We start from the raw sequence: 20,355 nt of genomic DNA, 5'->3' as shown, positions 1-20,355 counted from the left end.
AATTTATTTAATAAAAGAAAATAACCAAGCCCCAAGAATAGATAATAAAATCACCATTTCTAAAAACTTAAAATGGGGAGCTAATTTTGCCCATTCTTTGATAATTATTTCTTTATATTGAGGGGAATTATTAATAATATTTTTCTTCCATAATCGCCAACTATCCTTATCCCTTACCCGTAAATTAACCATGGATAAAAGGAGAGGATAACCGCCTATTTTTACACTCATTAATAAATGTAGAGCGAGGGTTAAAGTTATTATTAATAACGAAATCAAATGTAAGTAATACCAAATATGATTTAATTCCCCTTGAGGTAACCACTTTTCATCCATCATTTTGCCACTAAAAACCGCAAATACTAAACTAAAAATACTAAGGGTATTGACAATTCTATGGAGAGAATACCACCAGATGGGTTTATTAAATAATTTTAGTTGGTTAGGGGTATTTGTTTGAATTAATTTTGTTTGCCCACGATGAATAACATAAATGGTAAAAACAGGAAATAATAATAAACTCCATAAACCAAAAGTTCCATGGATACCCTCAATGGCATTCCAATCAGGAAGAAAATTAACTTTTCCCCATCGGCCATCGTAGGTATTGTATGTCCAAAAAGCTGTCACCATCGCTAAGATAGTAAATATGGCTTGAAAGTTATGGAATATTCTTAATAATAAGGGTTGATAAAGAATTGATTGTTTTTTGTTCATAAGTGGTAATCAATAATATTTATAATTCTGTCATGATAAATTAGTAAAAGTGCGAAGAATATTTAATCCAACATTGGTCAAAATCTGGAATGAAAGAATTTAACCGAGAATTTTCCCTATTATTAAGAGCCTGTTACCCCCTTATTTACATTTCTAGCAGCGAAGAAGAAAGGGTAGAAAAGGCGATCGCATCTATCACCGAAACCATGGGCAATCGTCATACTTATATCTGGGATTTTGTGGACGGTTATCAAGATAATCCTAATAATACCAATTTTGGCAGACGTAACCCCCTTCAAGCGTTGGAGTTTCTGGAAAAATTGCCCCCTAATACGGGGGGAGTATTTATCTTGCGAGACTTTCAAAGATTTTTAGAAGATATTTCCATCTCCCGTAAACTGCGTAACCTTGCTCGAAAACTGAAAGCCCAACCAAAAAATATTGTTATCATTGCCTCAGAAGTCAACCTCCCAGCCGAGTTAAGGGAAGTTTTTACCGTAGTCGATTTTCCTTTACCCCAAGCCACAGAAATCAAAGAAGAAATTGAGCGTTTGATGGTAGGGCAATCGTTGGATGATGAACTTTTAACCGAATTAGTTAGGGCAGCCCAAGGATTATCCCTAGAACGCATCAGAAGGGTGTTAACAAGGGCGATCGCCCAAAATGGCAAATTAGAAGCCGAAGACGTAGAACTCATCTTAGAGGAGAAAAAACAGTCCATACGTCAAACCCAAATCCTCGACTACTACCCAGCCCAAGAACAAATATCCGATATTGGTGGTTTGGATAACCTCAAAGAATGGTTACTCAGAAGGGGCGGATCATTTTCTGAATCCGCTAGGGCTTACGGATTGCCCTACCCTCGGGGGCTTCTACTCGTTGGTATTCAAGGCACAGGGAAATCTCTCACCGCAAAGGCGATCGCCCATCACTGGCATTTACCCCTTCTCAGGCTAGACGTAGGCAGACTTTTTGGCGGTTTGGTGGGGGAATCGGAATCGCGCACAAGGCAAATGATTAACCTAGCCGAAGCCCTTTCCCCTTGTATTCTCTGGATTGATGAAATTGATAAAGGATTCTCGGGCGCTGATGGTAGAGGCGACTCAGGCACTACTAGCCGAGTATTCGGCACATTTATCACTTGGTTAGCAGAGAAAAAAAGCCCTGTTTTTGTGGTGGCTACCGCCAATAATATTCAAAATTTACCAGCAGAAGTTTTAAGAAAAGGACGGTTTGACGAAATATTCTTTGTTGGTTTACCAAGTCAAGATGAAAGGGAAGCTATTTTTGCGGTGCATCTCAACCGACTACGCCCCCATAACCTTGAAAAATTCGACATGAAAAGACTGGCATACGAAACCCCGGAATTTTCTGGGGCAGAAATCGAACAAACTATTATCGAAGCCATGCACCTCGGCTTTAGTCAAAATCGAGACTTTAGCACCGATGACATTCTCATGGCCGCCAGTCAAATTATACCCCTAGCCCGTACTGCCCGAGAACAAATTGCCTTTCTTGAACAATGGGCATCATCGGGAAAAGCCCGTTTAGCTTCTCGAAATTACCAGTTAAAAATGGATAATTAATAATTATTTCTCAAGGGTTGTCATAGTCAGATAAAAAAGATCTTTTTTGGTCATATATAAGTAAAATATATTTTAGCGTTAGCTTACTTATTATTTATATTAAGTTTTTACTCTTATTGACCATTAACCAATTGATAATTTTGATTGACTTTAAAAAGTGTACAAAAACCCCATGGAGTTTATTGATAAATAACTAAAAGAACTTAACATCATATATATATTTCTATATAAAAACTATGGCTATACCCAATAAAAATAATCTTTCTCAAAAAGTTTTAAATAGTATTCCTCAAATTTTAGATCCTACAATGTTAAGGGCGGCGAGAGAAATTTATGAAACTTATTGTAAATTCCATATAACCCTTGATTCTCAGCCCATCGGAGTTGCCATTGATAAAAAAACCTATAATGGACAGTTAATTTTTAAGAAACAACCAATTTTATTACCGTGGGAAAGTTTTATCCCCATTTCTCTCATAATTTCAGAACGTAAATAGGGTTTTAAAATTAGTAATATTTGCGTATTTTTTGGATTATTATTTTAAATTCTATTTAACAATTAAGGTGCGCTGGTTATTAGCTTTTGTCAACTAAAATAATGGCGGTTACCCAGAAATTATAGGTGATAATAAACGAACAATATTGGTTATTTTTTGAATGTTATAATTATTGGAATCTGAAGGAAGTTCAGAGATATAACAGTATTACAAAAAATAAGCTCAATATCATCTAACCCAGATAAATTGTAAAGAAAAAATAATGATTACAATACGTCCATCAGCCCAAAGAGGTCATGTTTTATTTGATTGGTTAAATACAAAACATACTTTTTCTTTTGGTAGTTATTATGATCCTCAATATACAGGATTTGGTAATCTTTTAGTTATTAATGAAGACAAAATCGCTCCCGCTGGGGGTTTTGGTACTCATGGACACCGAGATATGGAAATTGTCACCTATGTCATTGAGGGAGAATTAGAGCATAAAGATAGTATCGGTAATGGTGAAACCATTTCTAGGGGAGAAGTACAAAGAATGAGCGCTGGTACGGGTATTCGTCATAGTGAATTTAATCATTCTAGTCAAAATGAAGTGCATTTGTTACAAATTTGGATTTTACCCAATCAACAAAATTTAGAGCCTAGCTACGAACAAAAGATTTTTTCTGAGGAGGAAAAAAGAGGAAAATTATGTTTATTAGTTTCTCCTGATGGTGAAAATAATTCTTTAAAAATTCATCAAAATGTTAACATCTGGTCTTCTATTTTAGGGGAAAATGAAGAAATAAATTATTCTTTGGGTAGCAATGATTATGCTTGGATTCAGTTAGTAAAAGGACAATTAGATTTTAATAATAACACTCTTAATGCTGGAGACGGGGTAGCTATTCGGGAGGAAGATTTATTAACTATTAAGGGTAATCAAAATGAGAGTGAATTTTTATTATTTCATTTTTTAAATTAAACTCAATTCTCTATGATAGTTATCAATAAGTTTAGGTTTTAGGCATACTTTATTGATTATCTATTGTTAATTATTGACACCTTTAAAACACTAAAAATGTTAATCTAAAATTAAGTCAATTAGGGTGCGCTGAATAATGGATAATCATGATCGATTAATGGGTTTTAAATCTTAAACCTCTAAACTAAATCATACTAATAACTATTGGTAAATAAATCTATGTATATTCGTTTTGTACAAATTTTTAATGAATTTAAGCAAGACTATTATAGTTAATTAGTGGGTAACTTACCGTAAAAATTAATATTAGTATTACCATAAAATTTCTCTTGTAATAGTTGCCATTTATCGGTAATTATTACGGGGGATTTTTTGGGAGCAAATTCCGTAGCTATTTCTCCATGGGAGGATAATAAATCGTAGTCAAAGATAGCTTGTAAAGTGGGATTATAAAGGTTTAAATGGTAGGGGGGATCAAGATAAATAAGGTCAAATTGTTGTCCTTGTAATCCTTTTAATCTTTTTAAAATATCTCCTTTGAGAACGATCGCCTCTTGATTGTTATGGGCGATTTTTTGCCAATTTTCCCGAATGATTTGACAGGCGCGGGGAGATTTTTCGATCGCCACGGCTTTAATAGCACCACGACAAAGGGCTTCAGCGCCCATAGTACCATTTCCCGCACATAAATCGAGCCACCGAGAACCATTAATTTTATGTTGCCAAATATTAAAAATAGCTTCCCTTACCTTGGAAGTAGTGGGGCGGGTATTTTGCCCCGCAAGGGTTTTGATTTCTCTATTACCGTAAATACGCATCTATAACTGATATTCAATTTTCCCTAATCAATGGTCAATGGTTGGTTATCCGTAGTCCAATCACTACCTACCTGAATGGTGACATCAGTACCTAAAATCCCCGTGCTTTCTACTAAAACTTCCCCTAAGCCCAACTCAGAGCGCAGAAGCGCAGCCATAGAAGGATTTCCCCCTTGGGCAATGATACGGGTTTCCTTAATGGGTTCGTTGTAGGGAATGGTACTAATAAAAACTCGGTTATAACCTAATTCTATCAGACGATTAGCCACACTTTGAGCCGTTTCTTCATCGCCATCATGGGTTTGTATGGCAACCCTAACACGACTAGGGGCGATCGCCTCGTCACGGTCATCACTAGCGTAAAAATAATCAGGCTGAACCCCAAAAATATCTTGAGCCACCCTTGTAATACCCCTCTGATTCGGTAACCAATAACTTAACTGCCCTTCCTCTGGTTGATTAAAATCTCCAGGTAACATTACCATCTGAAAATCCGATCTAGTCTTTTGGCCCATAAAAGCAGCCATGGCTATTAGTTCATTTGTTCCTAAATTAGTATCAATATGGGAACGGATAATACCCAAAATTTCAGGAATACGTAAAACGGTTTTAGGGCTTAAGGCTTGTTCGCTCAAAGCTCTGATGAGGGCTTGTTGTCGTTGCACCCTACCCACATCCCCTAGGGCATCATAACGAAAACGTAATAGTTGTAATGCTTTTTGTCCGTCTAAATGTTGCTCCCCTTCCTGTAAATCGATATAAAGACGCTGACTATGATCAGTATATTTCATATCCTTAGGAACATAAAAATCTACCCCCCCAAGGGCATCAATGAGTTTTTCTACCCCCTGAACATTAATGCGAATATAACGATCAATTTGCACCCCATTGAGAAGCTCACTAACGGACTCCGCCGCTAAAGATGCCCCACCGTAGGCATTAGCATCATTAATCTTGGTTATGCCCACCCCTTGCACTAGGGTTCTAGTATCACGGGGGATAGATAATACCGTTACTTCATCTTTTTGTGGGTCTAGTCTGAGTAACATCATACTATCCGATCGCCCCTGGAACGAATTAACCAGAGGATGATAACCGAGGTTTGTTTCTGGATAATCGGGAATATCCGTGCTTAAGGATTTGATGCCCAACACTAAAATATTAATAGGTCTGCGTAATTGAGGAACATTTAAACTACTGTAACTTAAAGTTTCCTCCTGATTAAAAACCGCCTCTTCCTCGGCGGTGAGGTTAACTTGGGCGAGGGGGGTTTGGGTAAAAGATAGGGCTAGTAAAGCTCCTATGGCAGTGGATAAAGAGGCGATCGCACTTAAACCAAAACCCATTAAAAGCCAATTGACCTTAGAACCCTTTTTGGGAGGTTGTGTTTTCCTTGTTCCCCCTTTTTTGGGACGATAATTTACTTTACTGACAGACATTAAAACTCCCCACAAAAGAAATATAAAAATAATTAGGCAAAAGAATAGGAAGCCCTACCCTTCTTTTTTCAATTAACGAATATGATAAACAAAAACTGATCACACATTCACAAACAACCTCTTAAATGATAGGCAATAGGACTGCAAAATGAGTAAGAATTCTAAAAATTATCCTTCATACCCCGCAGACGACCAAACACCCGACTAGGTTCTTCAAAACCCATGGCAGATTTAATCTGCTCACTATCCCACCGCATGAAAGGATTAGTCTTTTTCTCTAAACCAATAAAAGTCGGTATGGTAGGTTGATCATTGTCCCGTGCCATTTTAACCTCCCCATAGCGCTTCATAAGGTCTAAATTGTTACCATCTACGGTAATAGCAAACTTTAAATTACTGAGGGTATATTCATGGGCGCACCATACCCTAGTATTATCTGGCAAAGCACGAAACTTACTCAAAGAGTTCACCATCTGGGCGGGAGTCCCCTCAAATAACCGTCCACAGCCCCCAGCAAAGAGCGTATCACCGCAGAAAAGCTCCCCCACCTCATTTTTTTCATCGGGAGCAAAATAGTAGGCTATATGGGCTTTCGTGTGACCAGGTACAAAAAAGACCTCCCCTTTTCTCCCGGCAAATTCGACCGTATCTCCTTCTTTTAAAAAAAACTGTTGCCTAGGAATTCTACCCCTATCCACTTCCCCACCATAAACAATCGCCTCAGGAAAAGCCTCTAGTAACTCCTTGTTACCCCCCACATGATCCCCATGATGGTGGGTGTTAAAAATTGCCACTAACTGCACCCCAAGTTCTTCAAGACATTTTAAAACAGGTTGTGCCTCCGCCGGATCAACCACTGCCGCTTGGTTTAAAGTGCGATCGTATAAAACAAAGATATAATTGTCCGATAAAACGGGAATTCTAATAATATCCATAATTAACAATTGACTAAAATCTATAGATAAAATAACATTACGAAATAAAACTTAACTTGTCATTATACCCGTGAACCCATTAACCCACTACTAAGATTGTTTTGAATACCAACAAACATTCCCTCAAAATATCCATTATCGTCAGTGATTTATCCTCCAGTGGCTCGGGGCGCTGGGGCGGTGCTGTGCGTCCCTTTCTCCTTGCCAAAGCCCTGCAAAAAATGGGACATCAAGTAAAAATATTTGGTCTCGGATTTGGTGTACAAACTCCCCAATTTTCCAAAGATATTCCCATAGTTTACATACCCTCTGAATACCACTCAGGTATTATCGATGCCAGTAAAGAACTAATAAGTCAAATTGACGGTGATATTCTTTACGCCATTAAACCAAAAACCACCAGTTTTGGTCTAGCCATAATCAAGAAATTAACCTCCGGTTGTCCTCTCATCTTAGACATCGACGACTGGGAAATGAGTTGGTTTGGAGGAGATAAATGGAAATTTGGTTTTAAACCCATCAAATTTATCAAAGAAATTGTCAAAGAAGACGGAGCATTGAGGTATCCCGATCATCCCCTTTATCTTCGTTGGCTCGAAAAATTTATTTCCTACGCCGATGCGGTTACCACCCATAACACTTTCCTACAAAAAAAATTTGGAGGGGTTTATATTCCCCAAGGAAAAGACTTAGAACTATTCAATCCTAGTAAATTTGATCCTATCACTTGTAAAAGAAAATATGGACTAGAAAACTATCGAGTATTAATGTTCCCCGGCGCCCCTCGCCCCTACAAAGGATTAGAAGACTTATTAGAGGCCATGGACTTGTTGCAGTGGGAAGATCTCAAACTTGTTATCGTTGGTGGAAGTCCTTACGATGATTATGACAAGTATCTACAAGAGAGATGGTCAAAATGGATTATATCTATTCCCCCCCAACCCTTTGAGCAGATGCCCGAAATAATCTCTTGTGCCGATGTAATGGTAATTCCCCAACGCAAAACCCCCGAAACCATAGCCCAATTTCCCTTGAAATTAACCGACGCTATGGCCATGGCAAAACCTATTTTAGCCACTAGGGTAGGTGATATTCCCGAGGTTTTACAAGATACGGGTTATTTGGTTAATCCTCAATCCCCAGAGGATTTAGCCCAAGGAATAAAAACTATCTTCCAAGGGTATCAAACAGCCATTGATAAAGGACTAAAAGCTAGGGAACGTTACTTTAAATACTATAGCCAAGAACAAATGGTCTTCATGTTAGATCAAGTGATTGCATCCTTGCCTCTCAAAAAATAATTGTCGAGTTGATAAATCCACAGTATATCTAGTTATTAGAATGAATCATAATAAATTATTATTACAATATGCCCTCCGCTTTCGTTGGTGGATTTTATTAAGTCTTTTTTTTGGTTTTTCAGGAGCTTTTTTTAATAGTATTGGGATTACCCTAATTATTCCCATTGTTCTTTCTATTCTTGATCCCACATTATTGGATATTAATAATTTTCCCCCTATATTAAGTCAACCTTTTTCTTTTTTTGATAGTTTTTCAGGGAATATGAGAGTAGGGTTAATGTTATCAACTATTATTCTTATTATTATTCTCAAAAATATCAATAATGTTCTGAATAGTTTATCAAGTTCATGGTTAACAAAACGATTAGCTAACAGTATCCGAGATGATTTATTTAAAATTGTGATGGCGGTGGATTTAGATTTTTTCCAGCGCACCAAAACTGGTACTTTAATGAGCTATTTAGAAACTGAATGTAGTAGAACTGCCACTTCTATTAATACAGCCATTGGAATGATGAGTATTGGATTTAATTTACTCACCTTTACCGCTATTTTGTTCACCATTTCTTGGCAGTTAACTTTAATTACAGGGGCGTTATTATTTTTATTGAGCCGTAGTAATCAAATTTTTGTCAGAAGATCGAAAGAATTAGGTCGTGAGCAAAGGAGAATTGCTAGGACATACACTCAAAAATTAGTAGAAACTTTGAGTGGTATTAGATTAGTTAAATCCGTTAGTCAGGAAGATAATGAGTATCAAAATTTAGTTGATCTGATTCACGCAAGGGAAGAAGCTGCCCTGAAAGTTCAATATAATAATGTTTTTATTCAACCGTTAAATGAGATTGGTGGTATCTGTATTATTTTAGGGATTGTCATCATTGGTAAACTAACCTTTCAGGAGGATGCGGCCACTTTAGTTCCTTTACTTTTGACATTTTTAATATTGTTATTTCGGGCTGTGCCTTTGGTAGCTCAAATTGATAATAAAAGAAATGCGTTTGCCAATCAGTCTAGTAGTGTGGAAGTTATTCACGCTTTTTTGGATAAATCGGATAAGCCGTTTTTACCCCAAGGGGATGTGGAGTTTTCTTCTCTACAAAAGGGTTTTGAATTGAATAATCTTAATTTCCATTATCCTGCCCATGATAATTTGGTCTTGAGGGATATTAATTTGTTAATTCCTAAGGGTAAGGTAACTGCCTTGGTAGGTTCTTCAGGTTCAGGAAAATCGACTTTGGGTGATTTATTTGTCAGATTCTATGATCCTTCTGAGGGTGAAATTCTCATTGATGGTATTGATTATCGGGAATATAATCTTAAGAGTGTGCGGGATAAAATGGCGATCGTCAGTCAAGATACTTTCTTATTCAATAACACAGTACGTTTTAACGTTTGTTATGGTATGAATAACGTGAGTGAGGAAGATTTGATTAATGCCCTAAAACAAGCTAATGCCTATAATTTTGTTATGGATTTACCCCGGCAGTTGGAAACGGAAATAGGCGATCGCGGCGTACTCCTTTCAGGGGGACAAAAACAGCGAATTGCGATCGCCCGTGCCCTATTAAGAGATCCACAAATCCTACTCCTAGACGAAGCCACCAGCGCCCTTGACACCGTATCAGAAAAAATAGTCCAAGATGCCTTAAACACCCTCTCAAAAGATAGAACAACCCTAGTAATTGCCCATCGACTTTCTACCATCTACGATGCCGATCAAATCGTCGCCCTAGAAAAAGGAGAAATCGTAGAAATTGGCACTCACCAAGAATTACTAGCCAAAAAAGGCTATTACGCAAAACTACACTCATTGCAATTTAACAACACCATCCCCATCATGGACAATGAACTAGAAAAAGAAAACCAAATCCATAACCCATGGTAAAACCAAATCCATAACCTAGAGACAAATAGTTCGGTAAAATAGATCGATTATAAGAAATCAGAACATAAAAGCTAAGGAGATAACATTGGTTACTACAACATCATTTACAACCACAAAATCAGAAGAAATTTTTGCTCAAGCTCAAAAACTGATGCCGGGGGGAGTAAATTCCCCAGTAAGAGCATTTAAATCCGTGGGTGGACAACCCATCGTATTCGATAGAGTAAACGGAGCATATATTTGGGACGTAGATAATAATAAATATATTGATTATGTAGGTAGTTGGGGCCCTGCCATTTGTGGCCATGCCCATCCCGAAGTATTAAGCGCCCTCAAGGAAGTATTAGAAAAAGGCACAAGTTTTGGCGCTCCTTGTCTATTAGAAAATGTCCTCGCTGAAATGGTGATCGAAGCCGTACCCAGCATCGAAATGGTTAGATTTGTTAACTCTGGCACAGAAGCCTGTTTATCTGTATTACGCCTAATGCGCGCCTATACCCAAAGAAATAAAATTATTAAATTTGAGGGCTGTTACCATGGTCATGGAGATATGTTCCTTGTTCAAGCAGGTTCAGGGGTTGCTACCCTTGGTTTACCCGACTCCCCCGGAGTACCTAAAAACGTCACCTCCGACACCTTAACTGCCCCTTACAACGACTTAGAAGCCGTTAAGAAACTATTTGAAGACAATAAAGGAGAAATTGCCGGGGTAATCCTTGAACCCGTGGTAGGTAATGCTGGGTTTGTGCCTCCCGATGCAGGATTTTTAGAAGGCTTAAGAGTTATCACCGAAGAAAATGACGCTCTTTTGGTATTTGATGAAGTAATGACAGGTTTCCGTATTGCCTATGGTGGAGTACAAGAAAAATTTGGCGTTACTCCTGATTTAACTACCCTAGGTAAAGTAATCGGTGGTGGTTTACCCGTAGGCGCTTACGGTGGTAAAAAAGAAATTATGTCCATGGTAGCCCCCGCAGGGCCCATGTATCAAGCTGGAACTTTATCTGGTAATCCTTTGGCGATGATGGCAGGGATTAAAACCCTTGAATTGTTACAAAAACCAGGTAGCTATGAGTATTTAGAAAAAATCACCAATCAGTTAATTACTGGGTTATTAGATGTAGCCCGTAAAGCAGGACATCAGGTAAATGGTGGTAATATTAGCGGTATGTTTGGGATGTTCTTTTCTGATACTCCTGTGCATAATTATGATGATGCTAAAAAAGCAGATACTGCTAAATTTGGTCGTTTCCACCGAGGAATGCTCGAAAAAGGTGTTTATCTAGCTCCTTCTCAATTTGAGGCTGGTTTTACTTCTCTAGCTCATACGGAAGAAGATATTGAAGCTACCATTAAAGCCGCCGCAGAAGTGTTAAAAGAAGTCTAATTTATCCTCACCCTAACCCCTTTCCCATGGGAGAGGGGCTTTTGCTTTTCCACAGCGCACCTTAATTAACAATGGACAATTAATAAATTATGACCTAGTACCTAATACCAAATTCGATTTAGAAATATATCATCACTCCCCTTGCAATGAATTATAAGGCTAACTGTTTATCGTTCAATAAATTGAACTATTATCAATCTTACTCCCCATCTCCTTTACTCCTCATCTCCCTTACTCCCCATCTCCCTTACTCCCCATCTCCCATCCCCCCCATTCTGACAACTATTATCCCTAATTGAAGTTAATTAATAATCCAAAAAATGATATTTTAATAGGAGTGCGAAAATTACGATTACAAGGTTAGGAAATTTTAGAAAATGGTCGAAGTTGCTCCCTCTACGGTGGAGATTGCCGAAGCGTTAACGATGCCTGTGGATTTGGAATTTGAATTACCAGATCCTGAAGATGAAGAAATTGCTGAACATGACTTCCAACAAAAGGTTGATGATGTTTGGAAAGTGTGCGATCGCTTCGACTTACAAACCGATATATGGCGTGGTAGAATCCTAAGAGCTGTAAGGGATAGAGAGAAATTTGGTGGAGAAAATAGGGGAGCAGGTTTTCTTAATTGGCTCAAAAATAGGGAAATCAGTAAAAGCCAAGCCTATGCCCTCATTCAATTGGCTAATAGCGCTGATACCCTTTTAGCAGAAGGAAATTTAGAACCTGATGCCATTCAAAATTTTAGTAAACGAGCTTTCATTGAAACCGCTAAAGCTGAACCAGAAGTACAAAAGTTAGTTAGTGAGGCGGCTCAAAATGGCGATCGCATCACACGCCGAGAAGTAAAGCAACTGACTGATGAATATACCGCTATGAATTCGGACTTTTTGCCCGATAATGTCAAGGAAAAAGCCGTAGATGGCTCTTTACCACCCCGCCACCTTGCCCCCCTCGTCAAAGAGATGGAAAAATTATCGGACGAACAAATTGACGATATTAAAAAGGAAGTAGAGGCAAACCCCGACATCGACACCGTCAAAAAAATGACCTCCACCGCCAAAAGTTTAGCCAAATATATCGATTCTGCATCCCAAGTGGAAACCCTCCGAGATTCTCCCATTGATTTAGAAATGGCGCTTGATGAGGCTATGCGCCTTGATTGTCTTAGTATTACCGCTGATTTGGTGAAACAAGCCAGTAATTTAGAACAAAATGTAGCAAAACTATATACCCTCTGGAAAAAGGTTGGTAGTATTTCCGATCGCCTTTATGTGGAAACTGGTTCGAGTAGTCCTAATTTGCGATCGCTCCTTACTTGTTTAGAAAGATTAACCAGTGAAGTAATAGAAGTAAAACTCGATGAAGGGGGAGAAAAATTAGTTCGCCTAAGGGTGATGACGGAGGAATAATCGACTTTACCCCTCGAAATATTATATGTTTTATTAATGATAAGTTTTCGTTACAATAACCATAGGTAAATATTTATGTATTAATTTAAGCAAAGCAGAAGAATATGGCGAGTGGTAAAAATACCGACAATAATAGTTTATCCCAAAGAGAATTAGAGATTTTGGAGCTGGTGGCCACCGGCTTAACCAATAACGATATTGCCGATAAACTAGAAATTAGTAAAAGAACTGTTGATAATCATATTAGTAATATTTTAACTAAAACTAAAACTGATAATCGTGTTGAGTTAGTTCGTTGGGCGCTCAAATGGGGCAAAATTTGTCTTGATGAGGTCAATTGTTGTACTTTACCTGAGCATATACCCACTGAATAATATTACTTAATCTTATACTTTTAGTCTATTTTTAGAGATAATTAAAAATTCTAAATAAACTTTTTACATTTTACTATTTTTATAAAAGATAAAATACTTCTATTGTTACTATTTTATAAATAAAATTATCTCTTTTTTTATTGGTTTTTAGCAGTTACTTTTAGAGTTATAAATTCTTGTTATTTAATAGTTTTAAAGGCGATCGCCCCGAATTCATAGTCATAGATACCGAGGGACAACAATTACTGAGAGAAATTGCTATTATAGATGGGCAAGGACGATTAGTTTACGAAGCCTTTGTGGATGGACATTATAACAATGAATCACAAAGAATTAAACGTAAATCTCTCCCTCAAATCATTAATGACTTAAGTAAATTCTTATTCAAAAAAACTATTATATGTCATCATGTTAACCATGATAAAAGAATATTAAAAGATAGTTTCAAATATGTTAAAAAGAAATTTCCTCCCTGTAATTTTGTTTGTACCCTACAACTAACAAAAAAATACTACCCTCACTTTCCAAAATATTCCCTAGAATACATTAGTAAGCAACTACGGCTGAAACTAAACCAACGCCTATTTAACAATAATTTTGCCCATAGTGCGGCATATGATGCAAAATTTACCCATCAATTATACTTACATTTACTTAGTATGGAAAAGATGAATAAAAAAATTATTTCTAACACAGAATTAAGTAATTATCCTAATCCTTTTACTAGCAGTAGAGTAGATAATCCTTTTCAAGTTCATTTAGATTTTAAACAAGTTTATCAAACAGAATATGAAAGTCTAAAATCGATTTTACAGGAAGTAAAAAAAGATAGTAATAATCAAAGTAAGGGCGCTGTAATTATCGGCGAAGCAGGAACAGGTAAAACTCATTTAATTATGAGGATTGCTAAGGAATTATTAATTAGAAATCGTGTTTTATTTATCAGACAACCCAATAATTCAGAGTCAATTTTTTATCATACTTATAATCGTATTTTAGAATCATTTAATGAAAAAGTTGATGGCACCAAAAGAACGCAATTAGAACTTTTAATCGCCCATAGTTTTGTCACTATTTTATCTAAAATTGATAAAGTAGCTAATAGTATTAATGGTAAAAAAGTTATTGATAATTTCCGTGATGATAGTTTAAATATTTACGAAGTATTAGGCAAAGAAGATACTAAAAAATATCAAAATAACTGGGATTTTATTGAACGCAATATTATTAATTGGTGGTCAAAAAACTTTTCAATTGGTGGTTATGGTTTAGAAATTTTAAAAGGAATGATCAAGTTTTGTCGCTATAGTCGTTCCGATTTTAAAGATATAATTAGACGTTGGTTATCAGGGAAAGAATTAAGTGACGAAGAAGCTAATCAAATAGGTTTAAAAAATTGGAATGATGATTTAAGCAGGGAAGAATTTGCCCTGGATGCGATCGCTGTTTTTGGTAAATTATCAACCCTCGATGAACCATTAATAATAGTATTTGATCAACTAGAGGGGTTAGGATTAAAACAAAATCAAAAAATATTAGAAAATTTCGGTTTAGCCATCAAAGAAATTTTAACCCACGTACCCAATAGTTTAGTTATCTTAAACCTTTTTCCTGACCGTTGGCAACAGTTTAAAGACTATTTTGATGATTCAGTGTTGGATAGACTATCTCAAAACTGTATTACCCTTTCTCGCCCTGCACAATCACAAATCGAAGAAATTCTAAACCTCAAAAGTCAAGTAGTCGGATTATCAATTACCGATTTTTTGACAGAAGAAGAATTAAAAGACATTTTATCACAATCATCTATTAGAAGTATTATTAATCGGGCATCTGATTATTACCGTTATAAGGCTGAAAATGTACCCTTACCACCCACACAAACTACTATTATTGATAATCCTAAAAATTTAGAAACAAGGGTTCAACAACTAGAAAACATTTTACAACAAATAGCGCATTTAACCAGTAGCTTTTTAAAGGTAAAAAATGATGAGCAAGAGGGAATTTCTTTACCAGATATTTTTCCTGATCTAGTTATTGATGAAAAAGAGAACAAGGAAAATAATATTTTATTTAAGGATAGATTAATTCAATCTTTACAACCCATAAAAGATAACATTATTAAGGAATATCAATTACCGCAAATTATTACAGACTCCGATGATTTTGGTAAACTAAATACTATAGTAGAAACCATTACTCAATACTATAAAGATATAGAAATAAATCAACTAAGATTAGGCAACAAAAAATTACCTGAACATCTTTCTATTAGTGATAATGATGAATTAGTTGTCGGTTTTTTACACGTAGGAGGTTCATCATTTACCACTAGATTACGTAACTTTAATGAATTGATTATTTCTAATCCTAAAAGTTATTTTCTATTATTTAGGGATAAACAAGAGCCTCCAATAAAAGGCAGAGTGGGGAAGATGGAAATTGAAAAGATAAACAATACGAAAAATGGTAAATTTATTATCCTCGATGAAATAACTCGTGTCAATTTTGAACTGGTTTATCAACTAATTATTCAAATTCAAGAGAAAGATTTAGAATTAGATTTAGAAAAATCTTTAATGCTTTTACCTGAAATTTTGGAAGAAGATTCCTTAATAACCGTATTCCTGAAAAAAATAATCAAAAATTAAACTGAAAATCTGAGTTAAAATATTGAGTCTGTGCAAAAAAACTAACCATCTATAAGGTTGGTTGCTAACCCATTATATATATTCTTATCAAATATAGAAAACCGTGAAAATTATTTGTTCTCAAAGCGAATTAAGAAATAACCTTTCTTTAGTTAGTCGTGCTGTGCCTAGTCGTCCAACCCATCCCATTTTAGCTAATGTGTTATTAATGGCTGATAGTGAAAAAAATACCGTTACCCTTACAGGGTTTGATTTGAGTTTGGGAATGCGCACCAGTTTCGCCGCCCAAGTGGAAGAAGAAGGTTGTATTACTATTCCTGCTAAGTTGTTTAATGATATAGTCAGTCGTTTACCAGAAGGAGAAATTATAGTTAGTTTTGATGGTGATGATACTGATGATAATCCCCTGGTTGCGATCGAGTCAATGTACGGAAAATTTCAGCTTCGGGGGGTATCAGCTTCGGAGTTTCCCGATTTACCAGCGGTGGAGAAGGAAGAAGCCTTAATGTTGCCTGTAACTGCTTTGAGTGAGGGTTTAAAAGGCTCTTTATTTGCTGCGAGTAATGATGAAGCCAAACAAATTTTAACGGGAATACATCTCACCCGTAACCTTGATACCCTCGAATTTGCGGCTACTGATGGACATCGTTTGGCGGTGGTAAAAACCACTGATGATAAAGAAGTATCGGAGGATGGAGAAGAGGAAACCACCCATGATGATATTTCTGTTAGTGAAGAACAAAATTTTACCATGACAATTCCTGCCCGTGCATTACGTGAAGTGGAGAAAATTTTAACCATGGCGAAGGAGGAAGATAATGTTGCCCTTTATGTGGATGATGGGCAGGTAGTTTTTGAGTTAGGAGAGCAAAATTTAACCAGTCGTAAACTTGATGGGGCTTATCCTAATTATAATCAGTTAATTCCCACTTCTTTCGATCGCACCATGGTAGTAGAAAGAAAGAGAATTATTGAAAGTTTAGAAAGGGTATCAGTATTATTAGACCAAAAAAATAATATGGTCAAGTTTAGCCTAGATAGTCAAAAAGGACAACTATTTTTATCAGTGGAAGCCAACGAATTAGGAAACGCAAAAGAAAGTATTTTAGCGGAAATAACAGGGGATGACTTTGAGATTGGCTTTAATATTCGTTATTTAATGGATGGTTTAAAAGCGTTATCTTCTAACGAAATCACTTTTCATTTTAACGGCGCTATTCAACCAGTAATTGTGACTCCCCTTAGTGGTTTACAAATGACTTATTTAATTATGCCTGTCAAGCTATAATTTTTGTTGGTGGGTAATGCCCACCTATTTTTTATCCTTATCATCTTCTTTATTAATAATCAATAAATTATCAGTTATCACAGGAGAAATAATTAAAAGATTAGTAATGCAATTACTACATAGTTAATTCATGGTTAATATTAGCATTTATTTTTAATAAAATTTGTTTTTTTGTTAAGGTTTTATGTACATAAATATGCTAAAATTTTTTGTAAATAGCAATATATAAAGAAATAAAAATGTCTAATCAAAACATTCCTAAATTAATTATTCATGGCGGCGCTGGTAGTTCTTTAAAAGGAAAAGGAGGCTTAACAGCGGTTAGAGAATCTTTACAGGATATTGTTAAGGAAGTTTATCAATTACTTTTGGCGGGAAAAAGTGCCAATGAAGCCGTTATTTTAGGTTGTCAATTACTAGAAAATAATCCCCGTTTTAATGCTGGAACGGGTTCTGTGTTACAATCAGATGGGCAAATTCGCATGAGTGCCTCTTTGATGGATGGTGATGCCCAGCGCTTCAGTGGCGTTATTAATGTTTCTAGGGTGAAAAACCCCATTGATTTAGCAAAAACATTACAAGATAAAGAAGATCGGATTTTATCTGATTATGGTAGTGCACAACTGTTACGGGAGTTGGGATTGCCCATTTATGATCCCCTCACAGATTTAAGGTTACAAGAATGGATTGAGGAGAGAAAAGGTAACTTTAGCAGTAAAATGGCTGGGGTTGTAGCAGAGGGTGATAATGCCAGACGGGGTACGATTGGGGTGGTTGCCCTTGATGCCATGGGCAGGGTGAGTGCTGGTACTTCTACGGGGGGTAAGGGTTTGGAATATGTGGGCAGGGTAAGTGATTCGGCTATGCCTGCGGGAAATTATGCCAATGGAGTAGCTGGGGTTAGTTGTACAGGTATTGGGGAAGATATTATTGATGAGTGTTTGGCGGCGAAGGTGGTTATTCGTACCTCTGATGGTATGTCATTATATGATGCTATGGCTAAATCTATGGAAGAAGCTAAGGTCAATAAGCGGGATTTAGGGGCGATCGCCCTTAGTCGTGATGGTAAAATAGCATGGGGTAAAACTAGCGAAATATTATTAGCCGCTTACCATGATGGTAATACCATTAACGATAGCCTTGAATGGAATGACCATACCTTGGTTGATACTATTTAGTTACAAAAAATTAGAGTGAGGTTTCAGGTGATGGGAGTAAGGTAGATGAAGGGTGAGGATGATAATAATTTATGATAAATTCGTGAATCCAAATATATCTTAGTTCAATTTATTGAACGAACTACCGTTAGCCGTGTAATTCATTACACGGTGGGCTAAGATGCAATCCGTTTATAACAAATTATCCGAACTTGGGGTAACTCATTACACGGTGGGCTAAGATGCAATCCGTTTATAACCAATTATCCGAACTTGGGGTAACTCATTACACGGTGGGCTAAAATACAATCCGTTTACAACCAATTATCCGAACTTGGGGTAACTCATTACACGGTGGGCTAAAATACAATCCGTTTATAACTAATTATCCGAACTTGGGGTAACTCATTACACGGTGGGCTAAGATGCAATCCGTTTATAACTAATTATCCAAACTTGGGGTAATTCATTACACGGTGGGCTAAGATGCAATCCGTTTACAACCAATTATCCGAACTTGGGGTAATTCATTACACGGTGGGCTAAAATACAATCCGTTTATAACAAATTAATTATCCGAACTTGGGGTAATAGCAAACGCCCTCAATATTTAAAACTCATTATTGCTACCAAACCAACGTTCATAAATTTGATCATAAGTACCATCTTCGCGCAAACTTAAAATAGCTCGATTAATCTCATTACGATAACTACTACCCCTAGGTAAGACAATGGCATAACTTTGAGTATCAAAAGTATTACCAATAATCTTACTACTATGATTATAATTTTCTTGTCGATTCATCAAATATAATAAAACAGGTTCATCATAAACCACCGCCTCAATATCATCATTTTTTAAAGCCTCATAAGCCCTCTCAATATTCTCAAACACCACCACGTTAGCCGATAAATTATTTAAAAAATCTACCGATGTACTACCCGCTACAGTACCCACAGAACGTCCCCTTAAATCATTGTAGCCCCTGATTTGGGTATCGAGGCGATCGACCGTCATCGAAGAACTAATCGAAGCAGTAAAATAAGAAATTAACAATATTCCTGCAAACATCCAAATAGTTGCAACGATTCTTCCCCCCGCAGTAGTAGGAGTCTTATCCCCATAACCCACTGTAACTAAGGTTACCACAGACCACCAAAAAGATTCCCAAATACCCCGCAAATATCGACGGGGAAACATCTCATCATTTTCCTTTCTTTCAAAAAACCACATTATATGAGCCGCAAAAATGGTAAATAAACACAAAATTCCCACCGTAATCCAAATACTCGGTACGAAAATATAGTTAATAACCATGCGCAAAGGCGACAAAGGCTCACCAGATACCAGTATATTTAATCCTGAATCGAAAAAAGGATGAGAAAAATCGATAATTTGCTCCCTCTCCGATGTCATAGAAATTCCCGCTACCGACACATCAGCCCTACCCTCAACCACCGAATTTAATAATTCCTCCACATTATCTTCTGAATATAATTCATATTCAACACCCATACTATTAGCAATCTCATCCCATAACTCAATACTAAAGCCAGAATATTTACCATTATTATCCTCAAATACAAAAGGAGGAAAAGGGCGAGTTGATACCCTTAGAGTATTAGTATTTTCTTGGGCAGATACAGGTTTTAAGAAGATGATAATTACACTAAAAATGATAATTTTAATCCATGAATTTTGTTTAACAAAATGGAGAACATTAATTTTTGTGGGAACAAACATGATTTAAGAAAAATGTCATATTTCGCTTTTATTATACAATTAATATTTTAAAACTTGATTAATGAAAATTTATAAAGTGATTTATTTCTTAATAGCATTTATTCTTATCTTAATCTACTAGACCAATAATCCGCCAATTTTTCTAAAAATAATAATAAACAAAAAAATATGATTGTTAGTGAAAAGAAATA

At 36.4% G+C, this 20,355-nt stretch carries 16 protein-coding genes; 11 read left to right on the top strand and 5 right to left on the bottom strand.

Features of this window, described 5'->3' with window-relative positions:
• Positions 1–3 precede the first annotated feature (3 nt).
• Positions 4–717 carry a cytochrome b/b6 domain-containing protein gene (locus IQ215_RS00190; RefSeq protein WP_193799308.1) on the bottom strand — a complete coding sequence of 238 codons (714 nt, stop codon included), beginning with the start codon at positions 715–717 and terminating at the stop codon, positions 4–6.
• 89 nt (positions 718–806) lie between these two features.
• Here IQ215_RS00190 and IQ215_RS00185 point away from each other — a divergent pair, with 89 nt between their 5' ends.
• The 3 genes from IQ215_RS00185 (at position 807) to IQ215_RS00175 (ending at position 3,767) form a co-directional block, all read left to right on the top strand.
• Positions 807–2,303 (top strand): AAA family ATPase, encoded by a 1,497-nt coding sequence (locus tag IQ215_RS00185; protein ID WP_193799307.1) that lies wholly within the window; start codon positions 807–809, stop codon positions 2,301–2,303.
• Positions 2,304–2,539: 236 nt separating this feature from the next.
• Positions 2,540–2,800 (top strand): hypothetical protein, encoded by a 261-nt coding sequence (locus IQ215_RS00180; RefSeq protein WP_193799306.1) that lies wholly within the window; start codon positions 2,540–2,542, stop codon positions 2,798–2,800.
• Positions 2,801–3,062: 262 nt separating this feature from the next.
• Positions 3,063–3,767 carry a pirin family protein gene (locus IQ215_RS00175; RefSeq protein ID WP_193799305.1) on the top strand — a complete coding sequence of 235 codons (705 nt, stop codon included), beginning with the start codon at positions 3,063–3,065 and terminating at the stop codon, positions 3,765–3,767.
• Positions 3,768–4,039: 272 nt separating this feature from the next.
• Here the strand turns inward: IQ215_RS00175 and rsmD are convergent, their stop codons facing one another.
• The 3 genes from rsmD to gloB all read right to left on the bottom strand — a co-directional run bounded on the left by rsmD (position 4,040) and on the right by gloB (position 6,959).
• Entirely contained in the window at positions 4,040–4,585 is a 546-nt protein-coding gene (rsmD, locus tag IQ215_RS00170) for a 16S rRNA (guanine(966)-N(2))-methyltransferase RsmD (RefSeq protein ID WP_193799304.1), read from the bottom strand.
• 23 nt (positions 4,586–4,608) lie between these two features.
• Positions 4,609–6,024, bottom strand: coding sequence for an LCP family protein (locus IQ215_RS00165; protein ID WP_193799303.1), 1,416 nt, complete (start codon positions 6,022–6,024; stop codon positions 4,609–4,611).
• Positions 6,025–6,185: 161 nt separating this feature from the next.
• Positions 6,186–6,959 (bottom strand): hydroxyacylglutathione hydrolase, encoded by a 774-nt coding sequence (gene gloB / locus IQ215_RS00160; RefSeq protein ID WP_193799302.1) that lies wholly within the window; start codon positions 6,957–6,959, stop codon positions 6,186–6,188.
• 101 nt (positions 6,960–7,060) lie between these two features.
• Here gloB and IQ215_RS00155 point away from each other — a divergent pair, with 101 nt between their 5' ends.
• The 8 genes from IQ215_RS00155 to IQ215_RS00120 all read left to right on the top strand — a co-directional run bounded on the left by IQ215_RS00155 (position 7,061) and on the right by IQ215_RS00120 (position 18,441).
• The gene (locus tag IQ215_RS00155; RefSeq protein ID WP_206688460.1) at positions 7,061–8,260 is read left to right on the top strand and encodes a glycosyltransferase; all 1,200 of its coding nucleotides are present in this window, start codon (positions 7,061–7,063) and stop codon (positions 8,258–8,260) included.
• A 40-nt stretch (positions 8,261–8,300) separates the two neighbouring features.
• Positions 8,301–10,148: an ABC transporter ATP-binding protein gene (locus tag IQ215_RS00150; RefSeq protein ID WP_193799301.1), complete on the top strand. Its 1,848-nt coding sequence runs from the start codon at positions 8,301–8,303 to the stop codon at positions 10,146–10,148.
• An 85-nt stretch (positions 10,149–10,233) separates the two neighbouring features.
• Positions 10,234–11,535, top strand: a complete 1,302-nt coding sequence (hemL, locus tag IQ215_RS00145; RefSeq protein WP_193799300.1) for a glutamate-1-semialdehyde 2,1-aminomutase — start codon at positions 10,234–10,236, stop codon at positions 11,533–11,535.
• A gap of 377 nt (positions 11,536–11,912) precedes the next feature.
• Positions 11,913–12,947, top strand: a complete 1,035-nt coding sequence (locus tag IQ215_RS00140) for a hypothetical protein (protein WP_193799299.1) — start codon at positions 11,913–11,915, stop codon at positions 12,945–12,947.
• Between the two features lie 104 nt (positions 12,948–13,051).
• The gene (locus tag IQ215_RS00135) at positions 13,052–13,321 is read left to right on the top strand and encodes a helix-turn-helix domain-containing protein (RefSeq protein WP_193799298.1); all 270 of its coding nucleotides are present in this window, start codon (positions 13,052–13,054) and stop codon (positions 13,319–13,321) included.
• Between the two features lie 176 nt (positions 13,322–13,497).
• A complete protein-coding gene (locus IQ215_RS00130) occupies positions 13,498–15,975 on the top strand; it encodes an exonuclease domain-containing protein (RefSeq protein ID WP_193799297.1) in 2,478 nt (825 codons plus the stop codon).
• A 103-nt stretch (positions 15,976–16,078) separates the two neighbouring features.
• A complete protein-coding gene (dnaN, locus tag IQ215_RS00125) occupies positions 16,079–17,263 on the top strand; it encodes a DNA polymerase III subunit beta (RefSeq protein WP_193799296.1) in 1,185 nt (394 codons plus the stop codon).
• A gap of 239 nt (positions 17,264–17,502) precedes the next feature.
• Positions 17,503–18,441, top strand: a complete 939-nt coding sequence (locus tag IQ215_RS00120; RefSeq protein ID WP_193799295.1) for an isoaspartyl peptidase/L-asparaginase — start codon at positions 17,503–17,505, stop codon at positions 18,439–18,441.
• A 589-nt stretch (positions 18,442–19,030) separates the two neighbouring features.
• On the opposite strand, the gene IQ215_RS00115 is transcribed toward IQ215_RS00120, so the two are convergent.
• Positions 19,031–20,164, bottom strand: a complete 1,134-nt coding sequence (locus tag IQ215_RS00115; RefSeq protein WP_193799294.1) for a transporter substrate-binding domain-containing protein — start codon at positions 20,162–20,164, stop codon at positions 19,031–19,033.
• Positions 20,165–20,355 lie beyond the last annotated feature (191 nt).

The sequence above is a fragment of the Cyanobacterium stanieri LEGE 03274 genome (genome assembly GCF_015207825.1).
GTDB lineage: Bacteria > Cyanobacteriota > Cyanobacteriia > Cyanobacteriales > Cyanobacteriaceae > Cyanobacterium > Cyanobacterium stanieri_B.
The sequence above is the reverse complement of the archived record's forward strand: the minus strand, read 5'-3'. Positions and strand labels throughout refer to the sequence as shown.